The sequence below is a fragment of the Arthrobacter sp. UYEF20 genome, assembly GCF_040546335.1.
In the GTDB taxonomy this organism is placed as follows: Bacteria; Actinomycetota; Actinomycetes; order Actinomycetales; family Micrococcaceae; genus Arthrobacter.
Map to the genome: position 1 here is coordinate 1 of NZ_JBEPNP010000005.1, position 19,841 is coordinate 19,841.

The following is a 19,841-nucleotide window of genomic DNA, read 5'->3' on the forward strand; positions in this document are numbered from 1 at the left end:
ATACGCCGCCCCGCCCGGAAACCACGCCGCTACGCGGAGGTATTCAACTGAGGCAACGTATCCAGCTACGCGGAGGTTTTCTATGAGTCAACGCGGACTCTGGCGCACGCTTCAGCGGCGGCGGTAACCTATGGCGTGCCGGCCACCCGACCCGCCCTTCGGATACCGAAATCAGGGGTGCGAAATGGCGGGAAAATTCGAGGTCTACAAGGACAAGTCCGGCGGGTTCCGCTTCCGGCTCAAGGCGGCCAATGGCGAGGTGATCGCGTCCTCGCAGACCTATAAGTCCAAGGCCAGCGCCATGGGTGGGGTCGAATCCGTCAAGAAGAACGCAGCGTCCGACGTCGTCGATCTCACCGAAGAGCCGGCGGGCACCATCACCGGCGTTGCAAGCTGAGGCCGGCAACGGCTCTTCACATCCACGATCGACGCGGTGGCACCAATGACGACGTCCGCCAGCGCGCTGGTGGAGAGGAATGACGTTGCCGCCGGCGCAACGAGCATGTCACCGCCTGGACGGCCGCGTCCACGGCGCTGATAGGAGTCCGCGCGCCGGCCTGGAGGGCGATCGGGGGCGTGAAGCTCTGCCGGAGACCGGCAAGCCGCCGAACAGGCCGCAAGCCACGTTCGGCCGTCGCGGCCATTTCCTGGCTCCGGATGACCACGACCGGGAGCTCAACTCGCCGGACCCGGGTAGTTTGGGGCTCGTTATCGCCCACTCGACCCGACGCCTCGGAGCCGTCCCTGCCCGGCGCCGGCAGGGACCCTCACCACAGGTCCGGGACTGCCGCGCCGGGCCGGAAGCCTGTACCTGCTGTTAGATCCGCCGCATACGTTTGCCCTACCAACTCGGCCCCAAAACTGTGGTGAGGCTGTTCTGCCGTCAGCGTGAATCCGCGTTGGAGATAAATCCGCCGAGCGGCGGACAGAACATCATTGGTCCACAACTCCATCCGTGAATACCCTGCCGTGCGGGCAAAATCCATGCAGGTGTCCACCAGCCGGGCACCGAGATGCTTGCCGCGCCCGTCCGGGTGCACCAGCAGTATCCGCAGCTTCGCCGTCGTCTCATCCGCCGCCACACAGAAAACGGAGCCGACGCGTTTCCCGTCGATTTCAGCAATCCATGCCGCTTCGCGGACGGCATCATGGGTTTCGACGTAGTCGGCCACAATCCGGGCCACCAGCGCCTCAAAGGTGGAGTCCCAGCCAAATTCGTCGGCGTAGACCTCGCCATGGGACATCACCCCCCAGCCCAGGTCACCCGGCCGGCCCAATGGGCGGATCACTACTCCATCGTTCTCCGTCTTCTTCAGTTCCTCGTGTTGAGACCTCGTGGTGAGAATCAGATTACTGAAACGACTGTTTCAGTGCTTAGACTATCCCCATGCTCACCGAAGAGGCAACGGCATCGGCCCGGCAGGAAGAACTGCTTGAACTGGCGTACGCCTACATACTCGAACACGGACTGACCGATCTGTCCCTTCGCCCGCTCGCTGCGGAGATCGGCTCAAGCCCGCGTGTACTGCTCTACCTGTTCGGCAACAAGGAAGGCCTGATCCGCGCTCTCCTGGCCATAGCCAGGGCGGAGGAACTGGCCCTGCTTGAGCGGCTGCGCGCCACCTCGGTTGATGATGCAAACCGCATCGGCATCATCGCCGGTGAACTCTGGTCATGGCTTTCCGCGGCCGAACACCGTGGACTGTTGGTCCTGTGGGTTGAGGGTTATGCCCGTTCGCTGGCCGCCGCGGACGGACCCTGGGCAGGCTTCGCCCGCGCCACGGTCAACGATTGGCTGACCCTGCTCGCGGATGCGCAGCCCGCCGCGGAACGCGTCACCTCCCACGCCGAGAATCAGCGGACCCTCATCCTGGGGATGCTGCGCGGGGCTCTCATGGACCTTCTCGCCACCGGAGACCTGGAGCGCACCACCGCAGCGGTAAACGCACAGCTCACACACCTTCACGTCGCCTAGCCACCGGGAACGGGACCACGCTGGAAATCTTCGAGTTTGGTGCGCTGTAGTGTGACGGCAGGACTGGCTTCGCCGCGCGGTGGGCAAATCTAGGGCGGCTACCGGAGCACCACCGCAGATCCTGGCCGCACTCTGGCCTTCCAGTTCGTTGCCGGCCGGTCATCGAAAAAATCCAGCGGGCCGCGACGGCCGAAAAAATCTAGCGGGCCGCGACGGCCGGTCCGGCGTCCCGCCGGACCGGCAACCCTCTAGGATTGGCCCATGTCCACCTATGAAGTCACCCGAAATGCAGTCATCCCGGCCCCGCCCGAAGCCATCTTCCCGCTGGTCAACAGTTTCCATGAATGGACCAAATGGTCGCCGTGGGAGTCCGTGGATCCCGCAATGCAGCGCAGCTACTCCGGGAGCGATTCCGGCGTCGGCGCCAAGTACGCCTGGAGCGGCAACCGCAAGGCGGGCTCCGGCACCATGGAGATTGTCGAAGCCACCGAGCCGGACAGCATCAAGATCCGCCTGGAATTCGCCAAGCCCTTCAAGGCCGTTAACCCGACCAGCTTTACGTTTACGCCGTCCGACAGCGGAACACAGGTCACCTGGACCATGACCGGCGAGAACAAGGGCGTCGGCAAGCTCTTCGCCCTGTTCATGAACATGGACAAAATGGTCGGTACGGACTTCGAAAAGGGCTTGGCCGCCCTCGCTGGCGCTGTCAAACAGCGCAGGGCCTGAGCCGGAGGACGGCGGCCGCCCACGTTCATGTACAGCTCCGGCTGCTTCGTGCCGAGCTCATCACCTAGCCAGCGCGTTCCGCCCAGGGCCAGCGCGTAGTTGAACAGCTCATCGGCCGCGGCCAGACCGAGTCAGGCACGATACCGCCGCTGAACACGAAGCTTGGATGCAGGCCGTCTCATAACCGATAACTGGTCAACACGGGGGAGCGAAAGGAAGCTGGACAAGACCTCCTTACGGAAAGCACAGGTCAGGCGGCCACGATTTTGAGCGGGACGGAGCGCCAGCCGCGGAGGGTGTTGTGCAGGTACGGCACGGGCTCGCCCACCAGCTCCAGGCTTTTGATGCGCTTAGCCAGGGCTGTGAAGAGGACGTCCATCTCAAGCCGGGATATAGGCTGGCCCACGCAGTGGTGGATGCCCATGCCGAAGGCCAGATGTCCCCCGGCGTTCCGGCCGATCATGAACTGATCCGCCGTTGGTCCCCACTGGCTGGCGTCCCGGTTGGCCGAACCCATGAACAACAGCACCTTTGACCCGGCCTGCAGCGGGATGTCCCGAAAAACCGTGTCAGTCGCAACGGTCCGGAAGAATGACTGGAACGGTGACTCGTAGCGGAGTGCTTCATCAATGGCGAACTTGGCCAGCCGCGGATTGGCGTGAAGCCTGGCCCACTCCTGGGGGTGGGAGGCCAGTGCCTGCAGGGTATTGCCGATAGAGAAAACGGTGGTGTCGAGGCCTGCGGACAGCATGGCCCTGACCAGCAACGCGGCCTGCTCCGCCGTGATTTCGCCACGGTCGGCGTACTCCCAGATCTGGGCACCCATGCCGTCCGCAGACAGGTTTTCGCGGGCGCAATTGTTCATGACCCATTCGTGCGTTCCGGCGCCCTGGTCGAAGAATGCGCGGGAGCGCTCGTCGTCGGGGCCGAAGGAGCTGAAGTTCATGGCGCCGTGGGGCAGCAGGTTGGCTTCGCGGCCTTCGCGGGGGATTCCGACGGCGTCGCCGAAGACGCGGATAGGGAACAGCTCGGCGAGGTCTGTGACGCCGTCGAACGTTCTCCGGGCGATGAGTTGGTCCACGAGTTCATCGGCAAACACCTCGAATTGCAGCCGCAGGGACCGGACACCGCGGGGGGAGATGACCCCGGCCATCGCGGCGCGCATGGGGCCATGGACTGGCGGGTCCGATTCCAGAATCCCTTGCGGGCGCCACGCGGGCTGGTGATGGAGGTTCTTGGGGCCGACGCCGGCGCCGGAGATGAACGTTGCGTAGTCCTCAAGAATCTCCTTGCATTCCTCGAAACCGGCAAAGGCCAAGACGCCGTACTTCTCCAACCATACGGCGGGACCGGCGGCCCGCATCCGCTCGAACAAGGGGTACGGGTTGATGAGATTCTCGTCCGTGTAGGGATCGTCCGACAACACGGGAACGTTCTTCCGGGGAGTGCTTACTGACATCGTGGGCCTCGAAACCGTCGGAGTGCTTTGCTGCGGGGCAGCCAATTCGTGGCATCAAAGTATCGAGAAACGGAAGCACCCGATAAATGCCGTTCTCACTCTGTGAGAATGGGTTTTGTACATCCGGCCCGGCGCCCTGCACGATCACTTCGTGACCGGCGACACACGGCGCCCGAATCAGACAGGAGGCAACGCCATGGCAACACAGACATCCTTCGAGAGGGGGCTGCTGATCCTTTCAGAAGTTGCGGAAGCCGGCGATTCCACCGTGGAGAGTGTGGCCCTGAAGCTCGGGATCCCGGTCAGCACCACCTACCGCTACTTCCATCAACTGCGTGAACACGGCTTCGTCCAGGAGGACTCCGGCATCTACCGGCCAGGTCACGCGCTTCTGGCGTTGTCGGGCCGGCATCTGACTCAAAGCCACCTCGCGGAAGTCGGCACAGCCGTATTGAAGGGCATTGTGGACGCCGTGGGGGAGACCGCCGTCATGGTGATCCGAGTCGGAACGCAGGCCATGTGCCTGCGCCGTGCGGAACCGGACAAGGCCAACAAGCACACGTTCGCCGTCAATGAGCTCCTGCCGCTGACCGCAGGGGCCGGCCCCCGGACCCTGCTCGCCTGGGCGCCGGCCGACGTCGTGCGCCAGGTACTCGACGGCGATATTCCGCGCTTTACGGACAACTCACCCTCGGCGGGGCAGATCCAACTCGGCCTCGCCCAGATCCGGGCCAACGGCTGGGTGGTGTCCCGCGGCGAACTGGATCCGGGTGCCGTCTCCGTCGCTGTGCCGGTGATGCTCGACGGCGAAGCTGTGTGTGCCCTCAACGTGGCCGGTCCGGAGGGCCGCTGCGGCTCCCGGGCCTGGCTGAACTCGACGCTAAAAACAATGAATGAGGCAGCGGAGAACCTGGCGGCATCGCTGGGTTCCCTCGCGAGCCGCAGAACAACCCGAGAGGTAAGAGATGACGCTCGAAACACTGCTTGATACCGCGCCGTTAGTCCTGGGGACGCACCGCACAACCTTGCAGGACCTGATCGACGTGGCCCGCCGCCGGCGTCCCGTAGTGGTGGATGAGCAGGCGTTGGCACGGATGAAGCCCAGCCAGGAGTGGTTGGACGGCGTCATGGACGGCATGGCTGCCGGCAAAGAGACAGCCGCTATTTACAGCATCAACACCGGTTTCGGTTCCCTTGCCGGCCGCAAGGCTTTCGACCAGCCATCCGACGCCGCCGAGCTGTCCCGGCGGCTGGTTCTTTCCAACGCGGCCGGCGTGGGGCGGTATGTCGATGAGGAAGTGGTGCGCGCAACCATGTTCATCCGCGTCGTCAGCCTCACCCAGGGCCATTCGGGCGTTCGGGCGGACATTGTGACGACGCTGACGCGGATGCTTAACCGGGGCGTGTACCCCGCCATCCCGGAATACGGTTCCCTCGGAGCCTCCGGCGACCTCATCCCGCTGGCCCACGTGGCCATCGTCATGTCCCGCTCCCATGCCGGTGAGGACGAAGAACTGGACTCCGGTGAGGCCTTCGTGGACGGCGCCGTGGTCTCCGGGATCGCCGCCATGGCCCATGCCGGGATCGAGCGCCTTCCGCTCGGCGCCAAGGACGGTCTGGCACTCCTGAACGGCACGTCTTTCTCCTGCGCCCAGGCGGCCCTTGCACTCTACGACGCGCAGAACCTGCTGGAAACGGCGCAGATCACGGCGGCCATGACCATCGAGGCCCTCATGGGCTTCGGTGATGCCTTTATCGATGAACTCCACCAGGCCCGGGGCCAGCGCGGTCAGATCGAGGTGGCCGCACGGCTCCGCGAACTCCTCGCCGGCAGCGGGTTGGTGGACGGCGACGCCGGCACCGACCCCGTGCGCCAGCCGCCCCAGGACGCCTATTCCCTGCGCTGCATCCCGCAGGTCTTCGGCCCGGTCAAGGACACGCTGGAGTTCGCCGCCGGGATCATCGACAACGAGATCAACGCCGCTACCGACAACCCGCTGATCTTCCCGTCACTGCCGCCCACCCGCACGCTTAAAGCCGTCTCCGGCGGCAACTTCCACGCCGAATATGTCGCCTTCGTAGCGGACTTCATTTCGATTGTGGTCACGGAAATCGGCAACATCACCGAACGCCGGCTTTTCCGGCTCGACGACGGCACCCTGAACCGCGGACTGCCGGACATGCTGGTGGCCAGCGAACAGATCGGGATGGACTGCGGGTACATGCTGCCGCAGTACCTCGCGGCTGCCCTGGTCTCCGACTGCAAGACGCTCGCCCATCCGGACAGCGTGGACTCCATCCCCACCTGCGCGAACCAGGAAGACCATGTGTCCATGGCCAACAACGCCGGCCGGCACGCGCGCCAGATCGTCACCAACATCGAGTCCGTGGTGGCAGTCGAACTCCTCATGGCCGCGCAGGCCTTGGAATTGCGCATGCGCCTTCCTGCCACGGCCGGCGCCATGCCGGGGGCCGCGAGCCTGGCCGCACTGGCTCTGCTGCGCTCCACGGCCGCCGCCGACGGCCGCCCCATCGACCACCTCAAGCAGGACGTGGTCCTGTACCCGCGGCTGCGCAAAGCCGGCGAACTGGTCCACGACGGAGCGGTGGTCACCGCCGTGAACGCCGTGCTTAGCGGAGGCAGCGATGACGCTCCAGGCCGCTGACACTGCCAGGCTCAGCGTGCCCGCGCCGGCCGGAAAAGGCTTCGTCCGCCTCACCGTCAGCGAGGTCCGGCGGGAAGCTGCCGGCGTCCTTTCATTGATTCTGTCGGATCCCGACGGTGGTGCGCTGCCGGCATGGGAGCCGGGTGCCCACATCGATGTCCTTTTCGCCAATGGGATCCTGCGTCAGTACTCGCTGTGCTCCGATCCGGCCGAACGCTACGAATGGCGCATCGCGGTGCTGCGGGAGCAGTCCAGCCGGGGCGGCTCCCGCTACGTCCACGAGGTGGTGAAGGCAGGCGACGTCCTCGACATCCGCGGCCCGAAGAACAACTTCCGCGGCACGCCGGGCTCTGGGGAGAAGGTGTTCATTGCCGGTGGCATCGGGATCACACCGCTGCTGCCCATGATCCGGGCAGCGCACCAAAAGGGGGAGTCCTGGCGTCTGCTGTACCTCGGGCGCGGCATGCACTCCATGGCTTTCGTGGACGAGTTGGCCGTCCTTGACCCTGCCGGAGACAAGGTCCGCTTCCGTGCCCTGGAGGAATCCGGCGGCACGGACCTGACGGAGTATCTGCGCGGGGTGGGGCTGACGGGGGATGCCACTGTCTTTACGTGCGGCCCGGAACGGATGCTCGCCGAGCTTCGCGCGGCACACGCGGACGGTCTGGTGCCTCATCTGCTGTTTGAGGACTTCGGTTCGGAAGACGACGGCGGCGCGGAGCCAGGTGTCGCCGCCGCAGACAACGATGGCCCGTTCGTAGTGGAAACCGCCGATGGAATGGAAATCGATGTAAAGGCAAATGAGACAATTCTGGACGCCCTGCAACGTGCCGGAATTCCAGCGTTGAATTCCTGCCGGAAGGGCACATGCGGAACATGCGAAACGGTTGTCTTAGGTGGGATTCCGGATCACCGTGATGAAATACTCAACGATGAGGAACGGGCCGCAAATGAAACAATGATGATTTGTGTTTCGCGGTGCCGAAGCGAGAAACTGGTGCTGGACCTTTAGGCCGTCAGGTTCTCAAAGCCCGTGGATATCGGCCGAACCAAGGGGTTTGCCGACCCAGTGGCCTGGTCTGCCCGCCTCTTGGTCGCTGGCGGGATTCTATTGATCCATAATTTTCGTGGCCTTTTTCGAATGCCGGGTGTTGTTGCGGCTTCGCCGGCTACCCTGCGGTGGGTGATGCCGGGTCCTCAGCTGCCGGTGCGTCCTGACCGTATTCCGCCGATATCAGGATGGGCAGGTGGTCCGAGGCGCCGCGGGGCAGGGTTTCCACGTTTTCGATCTCGAGCCCCTGCGACGTCGCGAAGTCGAAGTGGCCCTTGAAGACCTTGTACCGCGTGTACGTCCGCCGGTCGCTGAGCGTCAGGTCGTAACCGGCGTCCTTCATCTGGGCGGTCAGGTACTTGGTGAAGAACGGGTAGTTGAAGTCGCCCACCATCAGCGACAAGCCCCCGCCCATGCTGAGCAATTCCGCGTGCGCGGCGTGGATCTGATTCCGCCGCAGCGAGTTGGACGCGGTCAGGGGCGCCGCATGGAAGGACGCGATGACGAGATCATGGTCCGTCTCCTTGTCGATCACCCGGGTGCCGATCAGGCGCTCGTGCGCGGGCGACAGGACGCGGTCATGCAGGGACTTCTTCAGGGCAAACGTCTTGGTCTCATAGGCCGTGAACCGGTCCATCCGGTAATAGATCGCCAAGCCCAGCCGGTTGCCCTTGGTGGCGTCAGCCAGGTGCAGGTTGCCGATGGTTTCCGGGAGATCTGCGGTGTCGCACTCCTGGAGGCACAAGGCATCAATCTCAAAATCTCGGGCCAGATCAACCAGCTCACCACTGGCCTTGTGCTTGCGGAGGTTGTAGCTGATGACTCGAATCAGGGGAGCACCTCTTCGGTGGATAGTGGTGAAAAACCTGATTCCGAGTCTACCCAGTCCGGCGGAACGAGTGGGAGCACCGGACGTGCGCGTCCGGCCGGGCGGGATGCCGGCAGAATCCCCTCGGGCCTGCAACCCCATACTTCCCGCGCTCCCCGGTCAACCCGGGAATCTGGACCATGTGGCCTTCTGGCGGGGCGTCCGCGTAGAGGCCTGAGGCACGCCACAGCAGGCGATAGGGTGGTTTGGGATTCTACGATTGATGCTGCGAAAGGGCGGACGTTGACTGCTGAACTACCGGTGCTTGCCGAGGGCGACTTCTATTACAAGGTGCTGGGGGAGGGGCGCTTCCGCTCCACCATCCACGCCCAGGGCGCCTGGAACGAACACGAACAGCACATGGCTCCCGCGTCCGGCATCATGGCGGACTGCCTGGCCCGGCACGAGCCGCGGGAGGACATGCGCATGGCGCGGATCAGCTACGAGATCCTGGGCCTGATCCCCGGCGGCGAGTTCGAAGTCATCACCACGACGCTCCGCCCGGGCCGGACCATCGAGCTGCTGCAGGCGGAGCTGGTGGCGGGCGGCCGCGTGGCCATCCGCGCCGCCGCCTGGCGGATGATCATGTCCGACACGACCGCCGTCGCCGCCTTTGAAGACCCCCGGATCCCCGCGCCGGAAGGATGCGAACCCTACGACGCCGCGAGCATCTGGCCGGGCGGGTACATCGCCTCGCTGCAGATGCGGATTGCCGAGGGGCACCGTGCCGGCTCCGGCACGGTCTGGCTGCACACCACACACCCGTTGACGGACCAGGCGGACAGCAGCGACCAGGCCAGGCTGGTCGGTCTCGTGGACACCGCCAACGGGATCGCCGCGCGCGTCCCGCCGGGCCAGGGCAGCTACGCCTTTCCCAACCTTGACCTGCAGATCCACATGTACCGGCGCCCCGAAGGGGACTGGCTGGGTCTGGATAACGAGGTGTCCTTCGGCACGGACGGAATCGGCCTGACCTCGACGGTGCTGCATGACCTCACCGGTCCGTTCGGCCGCGCGGAACAGATCCTGACGCTGCGGAAGTCCTGACCACCCAAGTGGCTCGCAATAGTTGTCGTTTTCAGGGCTCAAAACGACAACAACTGCGGGTCAGTTGGGTGCCGGAAATGCTAGTGGAAGACGAGCCAGCCGACCAGCGTGGCCAGGCCGGTCAGGAAGGCACCCCAGACGATGTCCACCACGACGATGACCAGCGGCCAGTTCTTCAGGGTCGCGGCGTTGGTCAGGTCATAGGTGGCGTAGGCGAAGGTTCCCAGCGCGGCGCCGTAACCGAGCGCGGTGAGCCAGCCGCCGCCGTCGAGCGCCGGCTGGAGGGCGAAGAAGACGATTCCGATGATGTACAAGACGTAGAAGACGACGGCGTACCCTAGATGGGGCTTGTCCGCCAGGAGGTGCCCCAGACTCCGCCGGTAGAACTTGCTCATTGACTTGAGCCAGACGGCATCGATGACGGCGAACGCGGCGGCCACGACGAGGAACTGCAAGATGACCATAAGGGAGCATAACAACATGCCGGAGGCCCCAGGCGCACCACGGACGCTGACGATCGTCCGGCAGCAGGAATCGCTCGGTGCCGCCGGGGACCTGGACTTCGCGATCGAACTGCTGCAGAAGGTCAAGGCCGGCGAGCTGGGACCCATGCTGCGGCTCTACCGCCCGGTGCCCACTGTCGCCTTCGGGCAGCGGGACACACACCTTCCGGGCTTCGACGCCGCCGCTCAGGCATGCCGCGAGCTGGGCTTTGAGCCGCTGGTCCGCAAGGCCGGCGGGCGTGCCGCTGCCTACCACCAGGGCGCCCTCGTGATCGACCATCTGGAACCGCACCGGGACGCGATCGCCGGCGCCAAAGGACGCTTCTCCTTCTTCGGCGAACTGCTGGCGCAGGCGCTGCGCAGCGCCGGAGTCGATGCCGCCGTCGGGGAGATTCCCGGCGAGTACTGCCCCGGCGAATTCAGCGTCCATGGCCAGGATCCGGAGCGTCCGGCCCACCAGGTGAAGCTGATCGGCACCGCCCAGCGCGTCGTGGCCGGCGGCTGGCTGTTCAGCTCGGTGATCGTGGTGGAGAACTCCGCCCCGATCCGCGCCGTGCTGGAAGCCAGCTACGCGGCGCTCGGCCTGGACTGGGACCCTGCCACGGCCGGCGCCGTCAACGACCTCGTCCCGCACCTGGACGTGGACGCCATCGAGGCGGCTGTGATCGACACCTACGCCCGCTACGCGCAGCTCGGCTTCGGAGACTTCGCCGGCCTGCGCGGCTGACCGCGCAGGCTGGCCGTCCGGGCTCAGTGCCCCCGCGCGATCCATTCCTCAAGCTGCGGCGCCTCGGCGCCGATTGTCGTCGTATCGCCGTGGCCGGTCCGCACCACGGTGCCCGCCGGGAGCGTCAGCAGACGGCTCCGGATGGACTCGATGATGGTGGGGAAGTCGCTGAAGGACCGGCCGGTGGCTCCCGGGCCGCCCTGGAACAGTGTGTCGCCGGCGAAGACGGTGCCTTCGCTTTCCAGGTAGAAGCAGGTGGAACCCGGCGAGTGGCCCGGCGTGTGCAGGGCCAGCAGCCGCGCACCGGCGACGTCGAAAGTGTCCCCGTCCGCGATCGCGTGGTCCGGTTCGGTGCCCGGGAACACGCGCTCCCAAAGCATCCAGTCCTCACGGTTCAGATGGACCGGGGCGCCGACGCGGTCGCGGACCTCGCCGACGGCGCCGATGTGGTCATCGTGCCCGTGCGTCAGCAGGATGGCGGTGACCTTCCGGCCCGCGACGGCGGCCTCGACCGCAGCCGGGTCGTGCGCCGGGTCGATGATCAGGCATTCCTGGTCGTCGCCGACGATCCAGACGTTGTTGTCGACGTCCCAGGTGCCGCCGTCGAGCGAGAACGTGCCCGAGATTACCAGCTGCTCGATCTTCAGGGTGCCCCCGGTTCCGGCGCTCACAGTTCAACCACCGAGCGCAGCACCGCGCCGGCGTGCATCTTGTCGAAGGCTTCCTCGATCTGGTCGATGGTGATCCGCTCCGTGACGAAGGCGTCGAGGTCCAGCTTGCCCTGCCGGTAGAGGCTGATGAGCATCGGGAAGTCGCGCGAGGGCAGGCAGTCGCCGTACCAGGAGGATTTCAGCGAGCCGCCCCGGCCGAAGACGTCCAGCAGCGGCAGTTCCAGGGTCATCTCCGGGCTGGGAACGCCCACCAGGACCACCGTGCCGGCGAGGTCGCGGGCGTAGAACGCCTGCTTGTACGTCTCGGGGCGTCCGACGGCGTCGATCACGACGTCGGCGCCGAAACCGCCGGTGAGTTCGCGGATCGCCTCGACCGGATCGCCGGCGGAGGAGTCCACGGTGTGGGTGGCACCGAATTCCCTGGCGCGTTCGAGCTTCTTGGCGTCGATGTCGACGGCGATGACCGTGGTGGCACCCGCGAGCGCGGCGCCGGCGACGGCCGCCATGCCCACCCCGCCGCAGCCGATGACGGCGACGGAATCGCCAAGCTTGACGTTTCCGGTGTTGATGGCGGCACCCAGGCCGGCCATGACGCCACAGCCCAGCAGCCCGATGGCGGCGGGGTCGGCCTCAGGGTCCACCTTGGTGCACTGGCCGGCGGCCACAAGGGTCTTCGCGGCGAACGCGCCGATGCCCAGGGCGGCGGTGAGCTCGGTGCCGTCCTCGAGGGTCATCTTCTGCGTGGCGTTGTGGGTGTTGAAGCAGTACTGCGGCTCGCCGCGGCGGCAGGCCCGGCACTCGCCGCAGACGGCACGCCAGTTCAGGACCACTCGGTCGCCGGGGGCCACCGAGGTGACGTCCGGTCCCACGGCGCTGACGACGCCGGTGGCCTCATGGCCCAGCAGGAACGGGAAGTCGTCGTTGATGGCACCGAGCTTGTAGTGCAGATCGGTGTGGCAGACACCGCTGGTGAGGATGTCCACCAGCGCCTCACCGGGGCCGGGATCGGGGACCAGGATGGTCTCCACCGTGACGGGTGCTCCCTTGGAGCGGGCTACTACACCTTTGACTTTGTGGACCACGGAAAAGCTCCCTTGAGTACAGTGCGGGAATATGGAGGCAGCGCTATTTGTGACTGTGATCTGTCTATCACACAGCCAGGTCCAAATTCCAGAAGTTGTTGCGCAATGTACAACAGGTTGCACAAACAGCCCTCGGGCCGCCGGGACTCAGGCGGCGAGCCTGCTCTTGACCTGTGCAGCGGAAGGGTTGGTGGCCGCGGTGCCGTCCGGGAACAGCACGGTGGGGACGGTGCGGTTGCCTCCGTTGAGCTTCTCCACGAGATCTGCGGTGCCTTCAACTTCTTCGATGTTGATCTCGGTGTAGCCGATGCCCTGGGCGTCCAGCTGCTTCTTCAGGCGGTTGCAGTAGCCGCACCAGGTGGTCGAAAACATGGTGATGGTGCCGGATTCGGGGGTGAAGTCCACGAAGTTCTCCTCAGAGCTGGTTGACGGTGCCGGGTGACAGCGCCGGTTGCCGACAAAAATCGGACGTCATTGTTACCAACCGTAACCCGGGGGCCGGTATTCCCGCCGAGGTGGCGGCCGCTACGGGCGTATTACCGTCTCGCCCTCGCCGGAGGGCACCTCAAAACCGGTGATGAACTTGTCCAGGTATGCAGGTCCCACCGGCGCCGAGTTCGGTCCCGCGTGCAGCCGGCGCAGCTCCAGCCGCCGGAGGAGCTCATCCCTGGGCACCTCAAGATACACGAGCTGCCATGCAGCGCCGTGGGCGGTGACGAGCTCCTTGTATTCCTCGCGCCGCTGTCTGGACCAGAAGGACAGATCGACGACGATGTCCCGGCCCTCTGCCATGAGCTCCACGATCCGGATCCGGAGCTGCCGTTCCACCACCACGGTGAAATCGAAGTATTCGGGGGTGCCGAAGCGTGACGCCAGCTCCCGGTCCTGACGCCACATCTCCTCGTCGACCGAGAGCCGCACGTAACCTTCGGCCTCAAGGGCCTTGGCGTAGCTTGTTTTTCCCGAGCCGGCAACGCCGCACATCAGGACCACCGTTGACGTTTTGACCATGCGGGGAGTCTAGGGGATACGGCCAGCCGGCGGGTGTCCCGGACGGACGGCCAGGCGGATGACACGGAATCCGTGCGGTGGCATGCTGGTGCCATGTGTGGACGCTACGTGATGGCCCGGGCCGTCGGAGACCTTCTGGCCGAATTCGATGCCGGGCTGGAGGAGGAGATCGCGATTCCGCCGTCGTGGAATGTTGCCCCGACAGCGGACGTGCCGATCATCCTGGAACGGCTCGTGGATGGAAGCCCGGTCCGGCAGCTGCATATCGCGCGCTGGGGGCTGGTGCCGTCCTGGGCCAAGGACCCGGGCATCGGTTCGAAGATGATCAATGCACGCAGCGAGAGCGTCCTCGAGAAGCCCGCGTTCCGGAAGGCCACCCGGTCCCGGCGCTGCGCCGTCCCGGCGGACGGCTACTACGAATGGAAGGGCGAGGGCCGCAACAAGCAGCCCTATTACGTTCACCCCCGGGACGGGCGCCCCATTGTGTTCGCCGGACTCTTCGAGTGGTGGAAAGACCCTTCCAAGGCCGAGGGGGACCCGGAGCGCTGGATGCTTTCGACGTCGATCATGACCACTGACTCGCCGCCGGAGGGCTACGCCGGGGGAATGCTGGCCGAGCTGACCGCGCTGCACGACAGGGTCCCACTGCCGATGGACCGCCAGACCATGGAGACATGGCTGGATCCGCAGGCCGATGACGCTGCCACCCTCGTGGACCTGGTCCGGGCCGGGGCGCACGACGTCGCGGAGGGCTGGACGATCGACGCCGTGGGCACCGCCGTGGGGAACGTGAAGAATGACTCCCCGGAACTCATCCAGCCAGTGGGAAGCCTGTTCTAGCTAGCGCGCCGCTGGATTGCGCAGGAACGCAGCCCGTAGGGCGTGCCGGAAGGAGCCATCGATCTCCGCGGACTCCCGTGGTGACGGTGGGCGTCAGAGCGTCACCTTGCCGCCGCCGTCGACCGCCCAGCTGGGGTTGAAGGCGACCTCCCAGCGGTAGCCGTCGGGATCGGCGAAATAGCCGGTGTAGCCGCCCCAGGGCTGGGTCTGCGCCGCCGCGACGATGGTGGCCCCCGCAGACTCCGCTTCGGCCATCACCCAGTCGACTTCCGCCGCGCTGCCCAGATTATGGCTCAGCGTGATGCACGGAATGCCGGCAGGGGGATCGGTGGCTGCTTCGGCCTGCATCTGCCCGGCGTCCCAGAGCGAGAGGACCAGGCCGTGGTTGGCCTGGATGAAGAGCACCTCGCCGGGGACTTCCCGCTGGACCGGCCATCCGAGGCCATCAACGTAGAAGCTGCGGGCGGCGTCAACACTGCGGACACCCAGTGAAATTAAGTCGACTCGTGGCTGCATCATTCGATACTGTCATGCACATGTCCACAAATCACGCAGACGACAAGACCGCCAAGGCCGACCGGGAACAGCTCGCCGCCGTGCGGGTGGCTGTTGACGAGGTGGACGAGCAGATTGTGTCCCTGATCGGCCGCCGCGAACGGCTGATCCGGATCGCCGGGACCCTCAAGGCGGACAGCGCCGAGGTGCGTGCGCCCGGGCGGGTGGAGCGGGTGATCGAACACGTCCGCGCCACTGCGAAACAGAAGGACATCGACGTCGACCTCGTCGAAAAGACCTACCAGGCCATGATCGATGCCTTCATCACCCTTGAGCTGGAGGTGTACAAAGCCAGCTCCTAGCAGGGGCTTAGAGGGCCTCGTCTACAGGCACATTGGCCTGGTAGTCCCGGCCGTCGCAATCGCTGAAGGCCGTCATGAGGTGGCCCTTGGGGAGGCCAAGCACCGTCGCGATGGGGAAGTTTCCGGTGATGGTGTTCCCTGAGTGTTCCACGCCCTTGAGGTCGAAGTTCTCTTCCGTGCCGTCATGGTTGAAGTAGTAGAAGGAAACGGCCTCGCCGTTCATGAACTCAATACCCAGCCTGCGCTGATGGGAATAGTCCGGCCCGGCCGCCAGGAGGCCCACCACGTAGGCGCCTTGCCCCGGGATATTTCCGTCTATATCGAACGTCGCCACCAAGGATGGATCCTTGGCGGCGATCTTTACGTGCTTCAGGAGTGCGTTATGGGAGCTCATGGCTCAATCCTGCTACGTGTGCCAGCGTCCGTCCACCCCTGATCTAGGTTTTGTCCCGGGCCGGGCGTAGACTGGAATCATTCGAAGATATATTCGAATGAGGTTTCCCGGGAGGCACTGTGGGTATGTTCAGCGAGTCGGTAGACGTCGCCTGCACACCCTCCGGCGTGCCCCTGAAGCTTGACTGGGCCGGCCGGCACTACACCGTCTGCGCCGAACCGGTCCGCTGGTATGAGCGGCGCCAATGGTGGGCGGAGGAACCGCGGGCCCCGCTGGGGAGCGGCCCCGGGCTGGTGGACCACGAGATCTGGCGGGTCCAGGTGCGCCCGGCCGATCCGTCCCCGGTTGATGGAGCCCAGACGGGGACCCTCACCCTTGACCTGAGCCGGCACGTCGGCAGCGGCCGCTGGCGGCTGCTGAGGATCCATGACGCCCTCCGTCCCCAGAAATCGGCATGAGCTTCACCCATCTCCACGTCTCCACCGCCTTCAGCGCCCACTACGGGGTCTCCTGGCCGGATGAACTGGCCGCCGCCGCCGCGGCCGACGGTGCCACCGCGCTCGCCTGCACTGACCGCGACGGCCTCTACGGGACGGTCAAGCACCTGTTGGCCTGCATGGCTGCCGGACTCGATCCGATTGTCGGGGTTGACCTTGCGGTCCTTGACGACGACGGCGACCTCCGCACCCAGGTGGGCGGACGCGTCGTCGTCCTGGCCCACGGGCACAACAACGGCGCCGGCTACCGGGCGCTCTGCCGGCTGATCTCCGACGCCCACGCCCGCACCACCGGTAAGGCCGGGGGAGCGGTGCCCGTGGCCGTGACCCGGGCGGAGCTCGCCTCCCGGACCATGCATCCGGAGACCCTGCAGCCTGTGCTGACGGTACTGATCGGTCCGGATTCCGACGTCGGCCGGGCGGTGGGCGGGCGGCGCTACCTGCGCCCCCGTACCCTGTTCAAGCGCTGGCTGGATGCCATGCCGCCGGGGACCCTCGCCGCCGAGGTGGTCACGCAGCTCAGCACGCCCGGTGAGCCGCTCAGCACAGCCCACGCTGTGCGGATGCTCAGACTCGCCGCGGAACATGGCGTGCCCGCCGTGCTGAGCAATGCCGTGCGGTACGTCGCCGAGGACGGTGCGGCCACCGCGGATGTGCTGGACTCCGCCCGGACGCTGAAATCCCTGCCCGAACTCTCGGCTGCCCCGCTGCTCCAGCCCAACGGGCAGGGCTGGCTCAAGTCATCGGCGCAGATGCTGCAGCTGGGCAAAGAGATCATGCATGCCGCCGGGTACGGCACCGCGGACCTGAAACGGCTGATGGCCCAGACAGAGGCGCTCGCGGACCGCTGCCGGGTGGACCCGGTCACGGACATGGGATGGAAACAGCCCGTGGTCCCCGAAGCCTCCGTGATCGGAATCGCCGGGGATCCCCTCGTGGAGCTCAGCCAGCGTTGCGAGGCAGGCATCAGCCGCCGCTTCCCCGGGATCGCCGGGAAACCCGCCGAGGAGCTGCGCGCCAGGCTGGGGCATGAGCTGCGGATCATCGACAGCCTGGGCTTCGCCGCCTACTTCCTGACCGTCGCCGAAGTCTCGCGGATGATCCTGGACATGGGCGTCCGTGCCGCCGCCCGCGGCTCGGGCGCGTCCAGCCTGGTCAATTACCTGATCGACGTCAGCCAGGTGAACCCCCTTGAGCACGACCTCATCTTCGAACGCTTCCTCTCCCGTGACCGCGCCACCTTGCCGGACATCGACATCGACGTCGAAAGCGCCGAACGGCACAACGTCTACCGGAAAATCTTTGAGCGCTTCGGGTCCGAACGCGTCACGCTGATGAGCATGCAGAACGGCTACCGCGCTCGCGGTGCCGTGCGGGACGCCGGGCTGGCGCTGGGCATGGACGACGGCGAGATCGGGGACATCGCCAAGCAGCTGTGGCGGTTCTCGGCCCGGAACTTCCGGGAAGCCCTCGTGGAGAAACCGGAGCTGCGGGAATTCGCGGGGAGGGTGGAGCAGCGCGACTTCACCGAGAACCAGCAGCTGGACCTGCTGGTGGACCTCACGGAACGGCTGGACCGGCTGCCGCGCCACATCTCCATGCACCCGTGCGGTGTCATCCTGGGCGACGCCACCCTGCTGGACCGCACGCCCGTGCAGCCCAGCGGCCTTGGGCTGCCGATGAGCCAGTTCGACAAACACGACATGGACCCCATGGGGATGCTCAAACTCGATGTGCTGGGGGTCCGGATGCAGAGCGCCATGGCCTTCGCCGTACGTGAGGTCATCCGGCTGCACCCCTCCAAGGCTGAGGTCGTGGCAGCAGGGGCGCACCCGGCCGGTCCAGACGGCAGCGGCCCGGACTACATCGCCGCGGACGGGCACATCGACCTGAACGCCGTCCCGCTCGACGACGAACCCACCTACGAGCTGATCCGCAGCACCCACACCCTGGGCTGTTTCCAGATCGAATCCCCGGGCCAGCGCGAACTCATCGGCAAACTGGCGCCCCGGGATTTCAACGACCTCATCATCGACATCTCGCTGTTCCGGCCCGGCCCGATGAAATCGGACATGGTCCGGCCCTTCCTGGAACACCGGCACGGGTTCGCGCCCGAGGTCTACCCGCACCCGGACCTCAAACCGGTCCTCAAGGAAACCCACGGGGTGACCGTCTTCCACGAGCAGATCCTGAAGACCTTCGATGTCATGACCGGGTGCGGCCTGGCCCGGGCCGATGAGTTCCGCCGGGCGCTGGGCAACGAGATGCTCGAAGGGAAAGTGGAGGAATTCTTCCGGAAGGAGGCCCGGGCCCGGAACTACACGCCTGAGGTGGTGGACAAGGTCTGGGGCACCCTGAAGGCCTTCGGCAGTTTCGGCTTCTGCAAGGCCCACGGGGCTGCCTTTGCCGTGCCCACCTACCAGTCCGCCTGGCTCAAGACCCACCACCCGGAGGCATTCCTCGCCGGACTCTGGGAGCACGATCCGGGCATGTATCCCAAGCGGCTCCTGGTGGCCGAGGCCCGGCGGCTGGGGATCCCCATCCTGCCCCTGGATATCAACCGCAGCCAGGCCGAGTACCGGGTGGAACGGGTCGCCGCCGGCCCGGACCGCGGCAAGCTGGGCATCCGGCTGAGCCTGAACGGCATCTACGGACTCTCCGGCACCGAGTTGAAGCGGATCGTGGCAGGACAGCCGTATGACTCGCTGGCGGACCTGCGCGCCCGGTCCCGGCTGAGCAAGCCGAGCATCCAGCGGCTAGCCCAGCTGGGTGCCTTCGATTCCCTGCACCGGGCCTCCGGGGGAGCAGCCAACCGCGCCGACCTGGTGCGGCACCTGCAGAACCTGCAGCACCGCCCCCAGCGGAAGGGCATGGAGATCATCGAGGGCCAGCTGGCCCTGCCGCTGGGGGACATTGAGCTGAAAAACCTGAAGGCGGAGCTGCCCGCGCCCAGCATGGTGGAAAACGTCCGGGCGGAGCTGGACCTGATGGCCGTTGACGTCAGCGAACACCTGATGACCAGCCACCGGCCCCTGCTGGACCGGCTCGGGGTCACCACCGCGGACAAGCTGCTGGGGCTGCGCAACGGCACCGAGGTGCTGGTCGCCGGGGTCCGGGTCGCCACCCAGACGCCGCCCATGCGGGGAGGCAGGAGGGTGGTCTTCATCAGTGTCGACGACGGCACGGGCTGCGTGGATTCGGTCTTCTTCCATGAGGCGCAGGAGCTGGCAGGACCGCTGCTGTTCGGCACCCGGCTGCTGCTGATCCGGGGCACCAGCCGCCGGACCGGACCCCGGGGGATCAGCATCAGCGCCAGCATGGCCTGGGACCTCAGCCGCACCGAGACCCTGCCGTTCCCCGAGCCCGTTTCCGGCGCCCCCGCCTACCCCGGGCCGGAGTTGCCCGGCCCGCTGGACGGAATCAGCCGGAACCTTGCCATCACCGGGCTGGGTGGCTGAGCACGG

General features: G+C 66.1%; 22 protein-coding genes. 12 read left to right on the plus strand and 10 right to left on the minus strand.

Annotated features, from left to right (window positions below; all coding sequences use genetic code 11):
* Nucleotides 1-184: 184 nt before the first annotated feature.
* Nucleotides 185-397 carry a YegP family protein gene (locus ABIB26_RS07340; protein WP_354240964.1) on the plus strand — a complete coding sequence of 71 codons (213 nt, stop codon included), beginning with the start codon at nucleotides 185-187 and terminating at the stop codon, nucleotides 395-397.
* Between the two features lie 370 nt (nucleotides 398-767).
* Here the strand turns inward: ABIB26_RS07340 and ABIB26_RS07345 are convergent, their stop codons facing one another.
* Nucleotides 768-1,289, minus strand: a complete 522-nt coding sequence (locus tag ABIB26_RS07345; protein ID WP_354240966.1) for a GNAT family N-acetyltransferase — start codon at nucleotides 1,287-1,289, stop codon at nucleotides 768-770.
* Nucleotides 1,290-1,387: 98 nt separating this feature from the next.
* Here ABIB26_RS07345 and ABIB26_RS07350 point away from each other — a divergent pair, with 98 nt between their 5' ends.
* Both ABIB26_RS07350 and ABIB26_RS07355 read left to right on the plus strand, forming a co-directional pair.
* Nucleotides 1,388-1,975: a TetR/AcrR family transcriptional regulator gene (locus ABIB26_RS07350; RefSeq protein ID WP_354240968.1), complete on the plus strand. Its 588-nt coding sequence runs from the start codon at nucleotides 1,388-1,390 to the stop codon at nucleotides 1,973-1,975.
* Between the two features lie 261 nt (nucleotides 1,976-2,236).
* Nucleotides 2,237-2,704 (plus strand): SRPBCC family protein, encoded by a 468-nt coding sequence (locus ABIB26_RS07355; protein ID WP_354240970.1) that lies wholly within the window; start codon nucleotides 2,237-2,239, stop codon nucleotides 2,702-2,704.
* A gap of 250 nt (nucleotides 2,705-2,954) precedes the next feature.
* Here ABIB26_RS07355 and ABIB26_RS07360 read toward each other — a convergent pair whose 3' ends face one another.
* The gene (locus ABIB26_RS07360; protein WP_354240972.1) at nucleotides 2,955-4,163 is read right to left on the minus strand and encodes a cytochrome P450; all 1,209 of its coding nucleotides are present in this window, start codon (nucleotides 4,161-4,163) and stop codon (nucleotides 2,955-2,957) included.
* Between the two features lie 196 nt (nucleotides 4,164-4,359).
* On the opposite strand from ABIB26_RS07360, the gene ABIB26_RS07365 reads away from it, so the two are divergent.
* From ABIB26_RS07365 to ABIB26_RS07375, 3 genes are read left to right on the plus strand one after another with little or no spacing between them, the layout of a single operon-like run.
* Nucleotides 4,360-5,151, plus strand: a complete 792-nt coding sequence (locus tag ABIB26_RS07365) for an IclR family transcriptional regulator (RefSeq protein ID WP_354240973.1) — start codon at nucleotides 4,360-4,362, stop codon at nucleotides 5,149-5,151.
* On the plus strand, nucleotides 5,129-6,829 hold the full coding sequence (locus ABIB26_RS07370) for an HAL/PAL/TAL family ammonia-lyase (RefSeq protein WP_354240975.1): 1,701 nt from the start codon (nucleotides 5,129-5,131) through the stop codon (nucleotides 6,827-6,829). The genes ABIB26_RS07365 and ABIB26_RS07370 overlap by 23 nt, the downstream gene beginning before the upstream one ends.
* Entirely contained in the window at nucleotides 6,810-7,841 is a 1,032-nt protein-coding gene (locus tag ABIB26_RS07375; protein WP_354240977.1) for a PDR/VanB family oxidoreductase, read from the plus strand. Before ABIB26_RS07370 ends, ABIB26_RS07375 begins: the two co-directional genes overlap by 20 nt.
* A 157-nt stretch (nucleotides 7,842-7,998) precedes the next feature.
* On the opposite strand, the gene ABIB26_RS07380 is transcribed toward ABIB26_RS07375, so the two are convergent.
* Complete coding sequence (locus ABIB26_RS07380) at nucleotides 7,999-8,709, minus strand: endonuclease/exonuclease/phosphatase family protein (protein WP_354241363.1); 711 nt, start codon at nucleotides 8,707-8,709, stop codon at nucleotides 7,999-8,001.
* Nucleotides 8,710-8,991: 282 nt separating this feature from the next.
* Between ABIB26_RS07380 and ABIB26_RS07385 the strand changes: the two genes are divergently transcribed.
* A complete protein-coding gene (locus ABIB26_RS07385; protein WP_354240979.1) occupies nucleotides 8,992-9,795 on the plus strand; it encodes a thioesterase family protein in 804 nt (267 codons plus the stop codon).
* A gap of 80 nt (nucleotides 9,796-9,875) precedes the next feature.
* On the opposite strand, the gene ABIB26_RS07390 is transcribed toward ABIB26_RS07385, so the two are convergent.
* Nucleotides 9,876-10,259 (minus strand): DUF2177 family protein, encoded by a 384-nt coding sequence (locus tag ABIB26_RS07390; protein WP_354240980.1) that lies wholly within the window; start codon nucleotides 10,257-10,259, stop codon nucleotides 9,876-9,878.
* A gap of 16 nt (nucleotides 10,260-10,275) precedes the next feature.
* On the opposite strand from ABIB26_RS07390, the gene ABIB26_RS07395 reads away from it, so the two are divergent.
* Nucleotides 10,276-11,025, plus strand: a complete 750-nt coding sequence (locus ABIB26_RS07395; RefSeq protein ID WP_354240982.1) for a lipoate--protein ligase family protein — start codon at nucleotides 10,276-10,278, stop codon at nucleotides 11,023-11,025.
* 23 nt (nucleotides 11,026-11,048) lie between these two features.
* Here the strand turns inward: ABIB26_RS07395 and ABIB26_RS07400 are convergent, their stop codons facing one another.
* From ABIB26_RS07400 to ABIB26_RS07415, 4 genes are all read right to left on the minus strand, one after another.
* Nucleotides 11,049-11,696: an MBL fold metallo-hydrolase gene (locus ABIB26_RS07400; protein ID WP_354240984.1), complete on the minus strand. Its 648-nt coding sequence runs from the start codon at nucleotides 11,694-11,696 to the stop codon at nucleotides 11,049-11,051.
* Nucleotides 11,693-12,778 carry an S-(hydroxymethyl)mycothiol dehydrogenase gene (locus ABIB26_RS07405; protein WP_354240986.1) on the minus strand — a complete coding sequence of 362 codons (1,086 nt, stop codon included), beginning with the start codon at nucleotides 12,776-12,778 and terminating at the stop codon, nucleotides 11,693-11,695. Before ABIB26_RS07405 ends, ABIB26_RS07400 begins: the two co-directional genes overlap by 4 nt.
* Before the next feature lie 147 nt (nucleotides 12,779-12,925).
* Nucleotides 12,926-13,183 (minus strand): mycoredoxin, encoded by a 258-nt coding sequence (locus tag ABIB26_RS07410; protein ID WP_354190350.1) that lies wholly within the window; start codon nucleotides 13,181-13,183, stop codon nucleotides 12,926-12,928.
* Between the two features lie 120 nt (nucleotides 13,184-13,303).
* Entirely contained in the window at nucleotides 13,304-13,789 is a 486-nt protein-coding gene (locus ABIB26_RS07415; protein WP_354240988.1) for a P-loop nucleotide/nucleoside kinase family protein, read from the minus strand.
* 93 nt (nucleotides 13,790-13,882) lie between these two features.
* Between ABIB26_RS07415 and ABIB26_RS07420 the strand changes: the two genes are divergently transcribed.
* Entirely contained in the window at nucleotides 13,883-14,629 is a 747-nt protein-coding gene (locus ABIB26_RS07420; protein ID WP_354240990.1) for an SOS response-associated peptidase, read from the plus strand.
* A 93-nt stretch (nucleotides 14,630-14,722) separates the two neighbouring features.
* Here the strand turns inward: ABIB26_RS07420 and ABIB26_RS07425 are convergent, their stop codons facing one another.
* Nucleotides 14,723-15,145, minus strand: coding sequence for a VOC family protein (locus ABIB26_RS07425; protein ID WP_354241364.1), 423 nt, complete (start codon nucleotides 15,143-15,145; stop codon nucleotides 14,723-14,725).
* A gap of 14 nt (nucleotides 15,146-15,159) precedes the next feature.
* Here ABIB26_RS07425 and ABIB26_RS07430 point away from each other — a divergent pair, with 14 nt between their 5' ends.
* Nucleotides 15,160-15,486, plus strand: coding sequence for a chorismate mutase (locus tag ABIB26_RS07430; protein ID WP_354240992.1), 327 nt, complete (start codon nucleotides 15,160-15,162; stop codon nucleotides 15,484-15,486).
* 7 nt (nucleotides 15,487-15,493) lie between these two features.
* Here ABIB26_RS07430 and ABIB26_RS07435 read toward each other — a convergent pair whose 3' ends face one another.
* Nucleotides 15,494-15,880: a hypothetical protein gene (locus ABIB26_RS07435; protein WP_354240994.1), complete on the minus strand. Its 387-nt coding sequence runs from the start codon at nucleotides 15,878-15,880 to the stop codon at nucleotides 15,494-15,496.
* A 119-nt stretch (nucleotides 15,881-15,999) separates the two neighbouring features.
* Here ABIB26_RS07435 and ABIB26_RS07440 point away from each other — a divergent pair, with 119 nt between their 5' ends.
* Both ABIB26_RS07440 and ABIB26_RS07445 read left to right on the plus strand, forming a co-directional pair.
* A complete protein-coding gene (locus ABIB26_RS07440) occupies nucleotides 16,000-16,338 on the plus strand; it encodes a DUF6504 family protein (protein ID WP_354240996.1) in 339 nt (112 codons plus the stop codon).
* The gene (locus tag ABIB26_RS07445; RefSeq protein ID WP_354240998.1) at nucleotides 16,335-19,835 is read left to right on the plus strand and encodes a DNA polymerase III subunit alpha; all 3,501 of its coding nucleotides are present in this window, start codon (nucleotides 16,335-16,337) and stop codon (nucleotides 19,833-19,835) included. The genes ABIB26_RS07440 and ABIB26_RS07445 overlap by 4 nt, the downstream gene beginning before the upstream one ends.
* The last annotated feature ends 6 nt before the right edge of the window (nucleotides 19,836-19,841 follow it).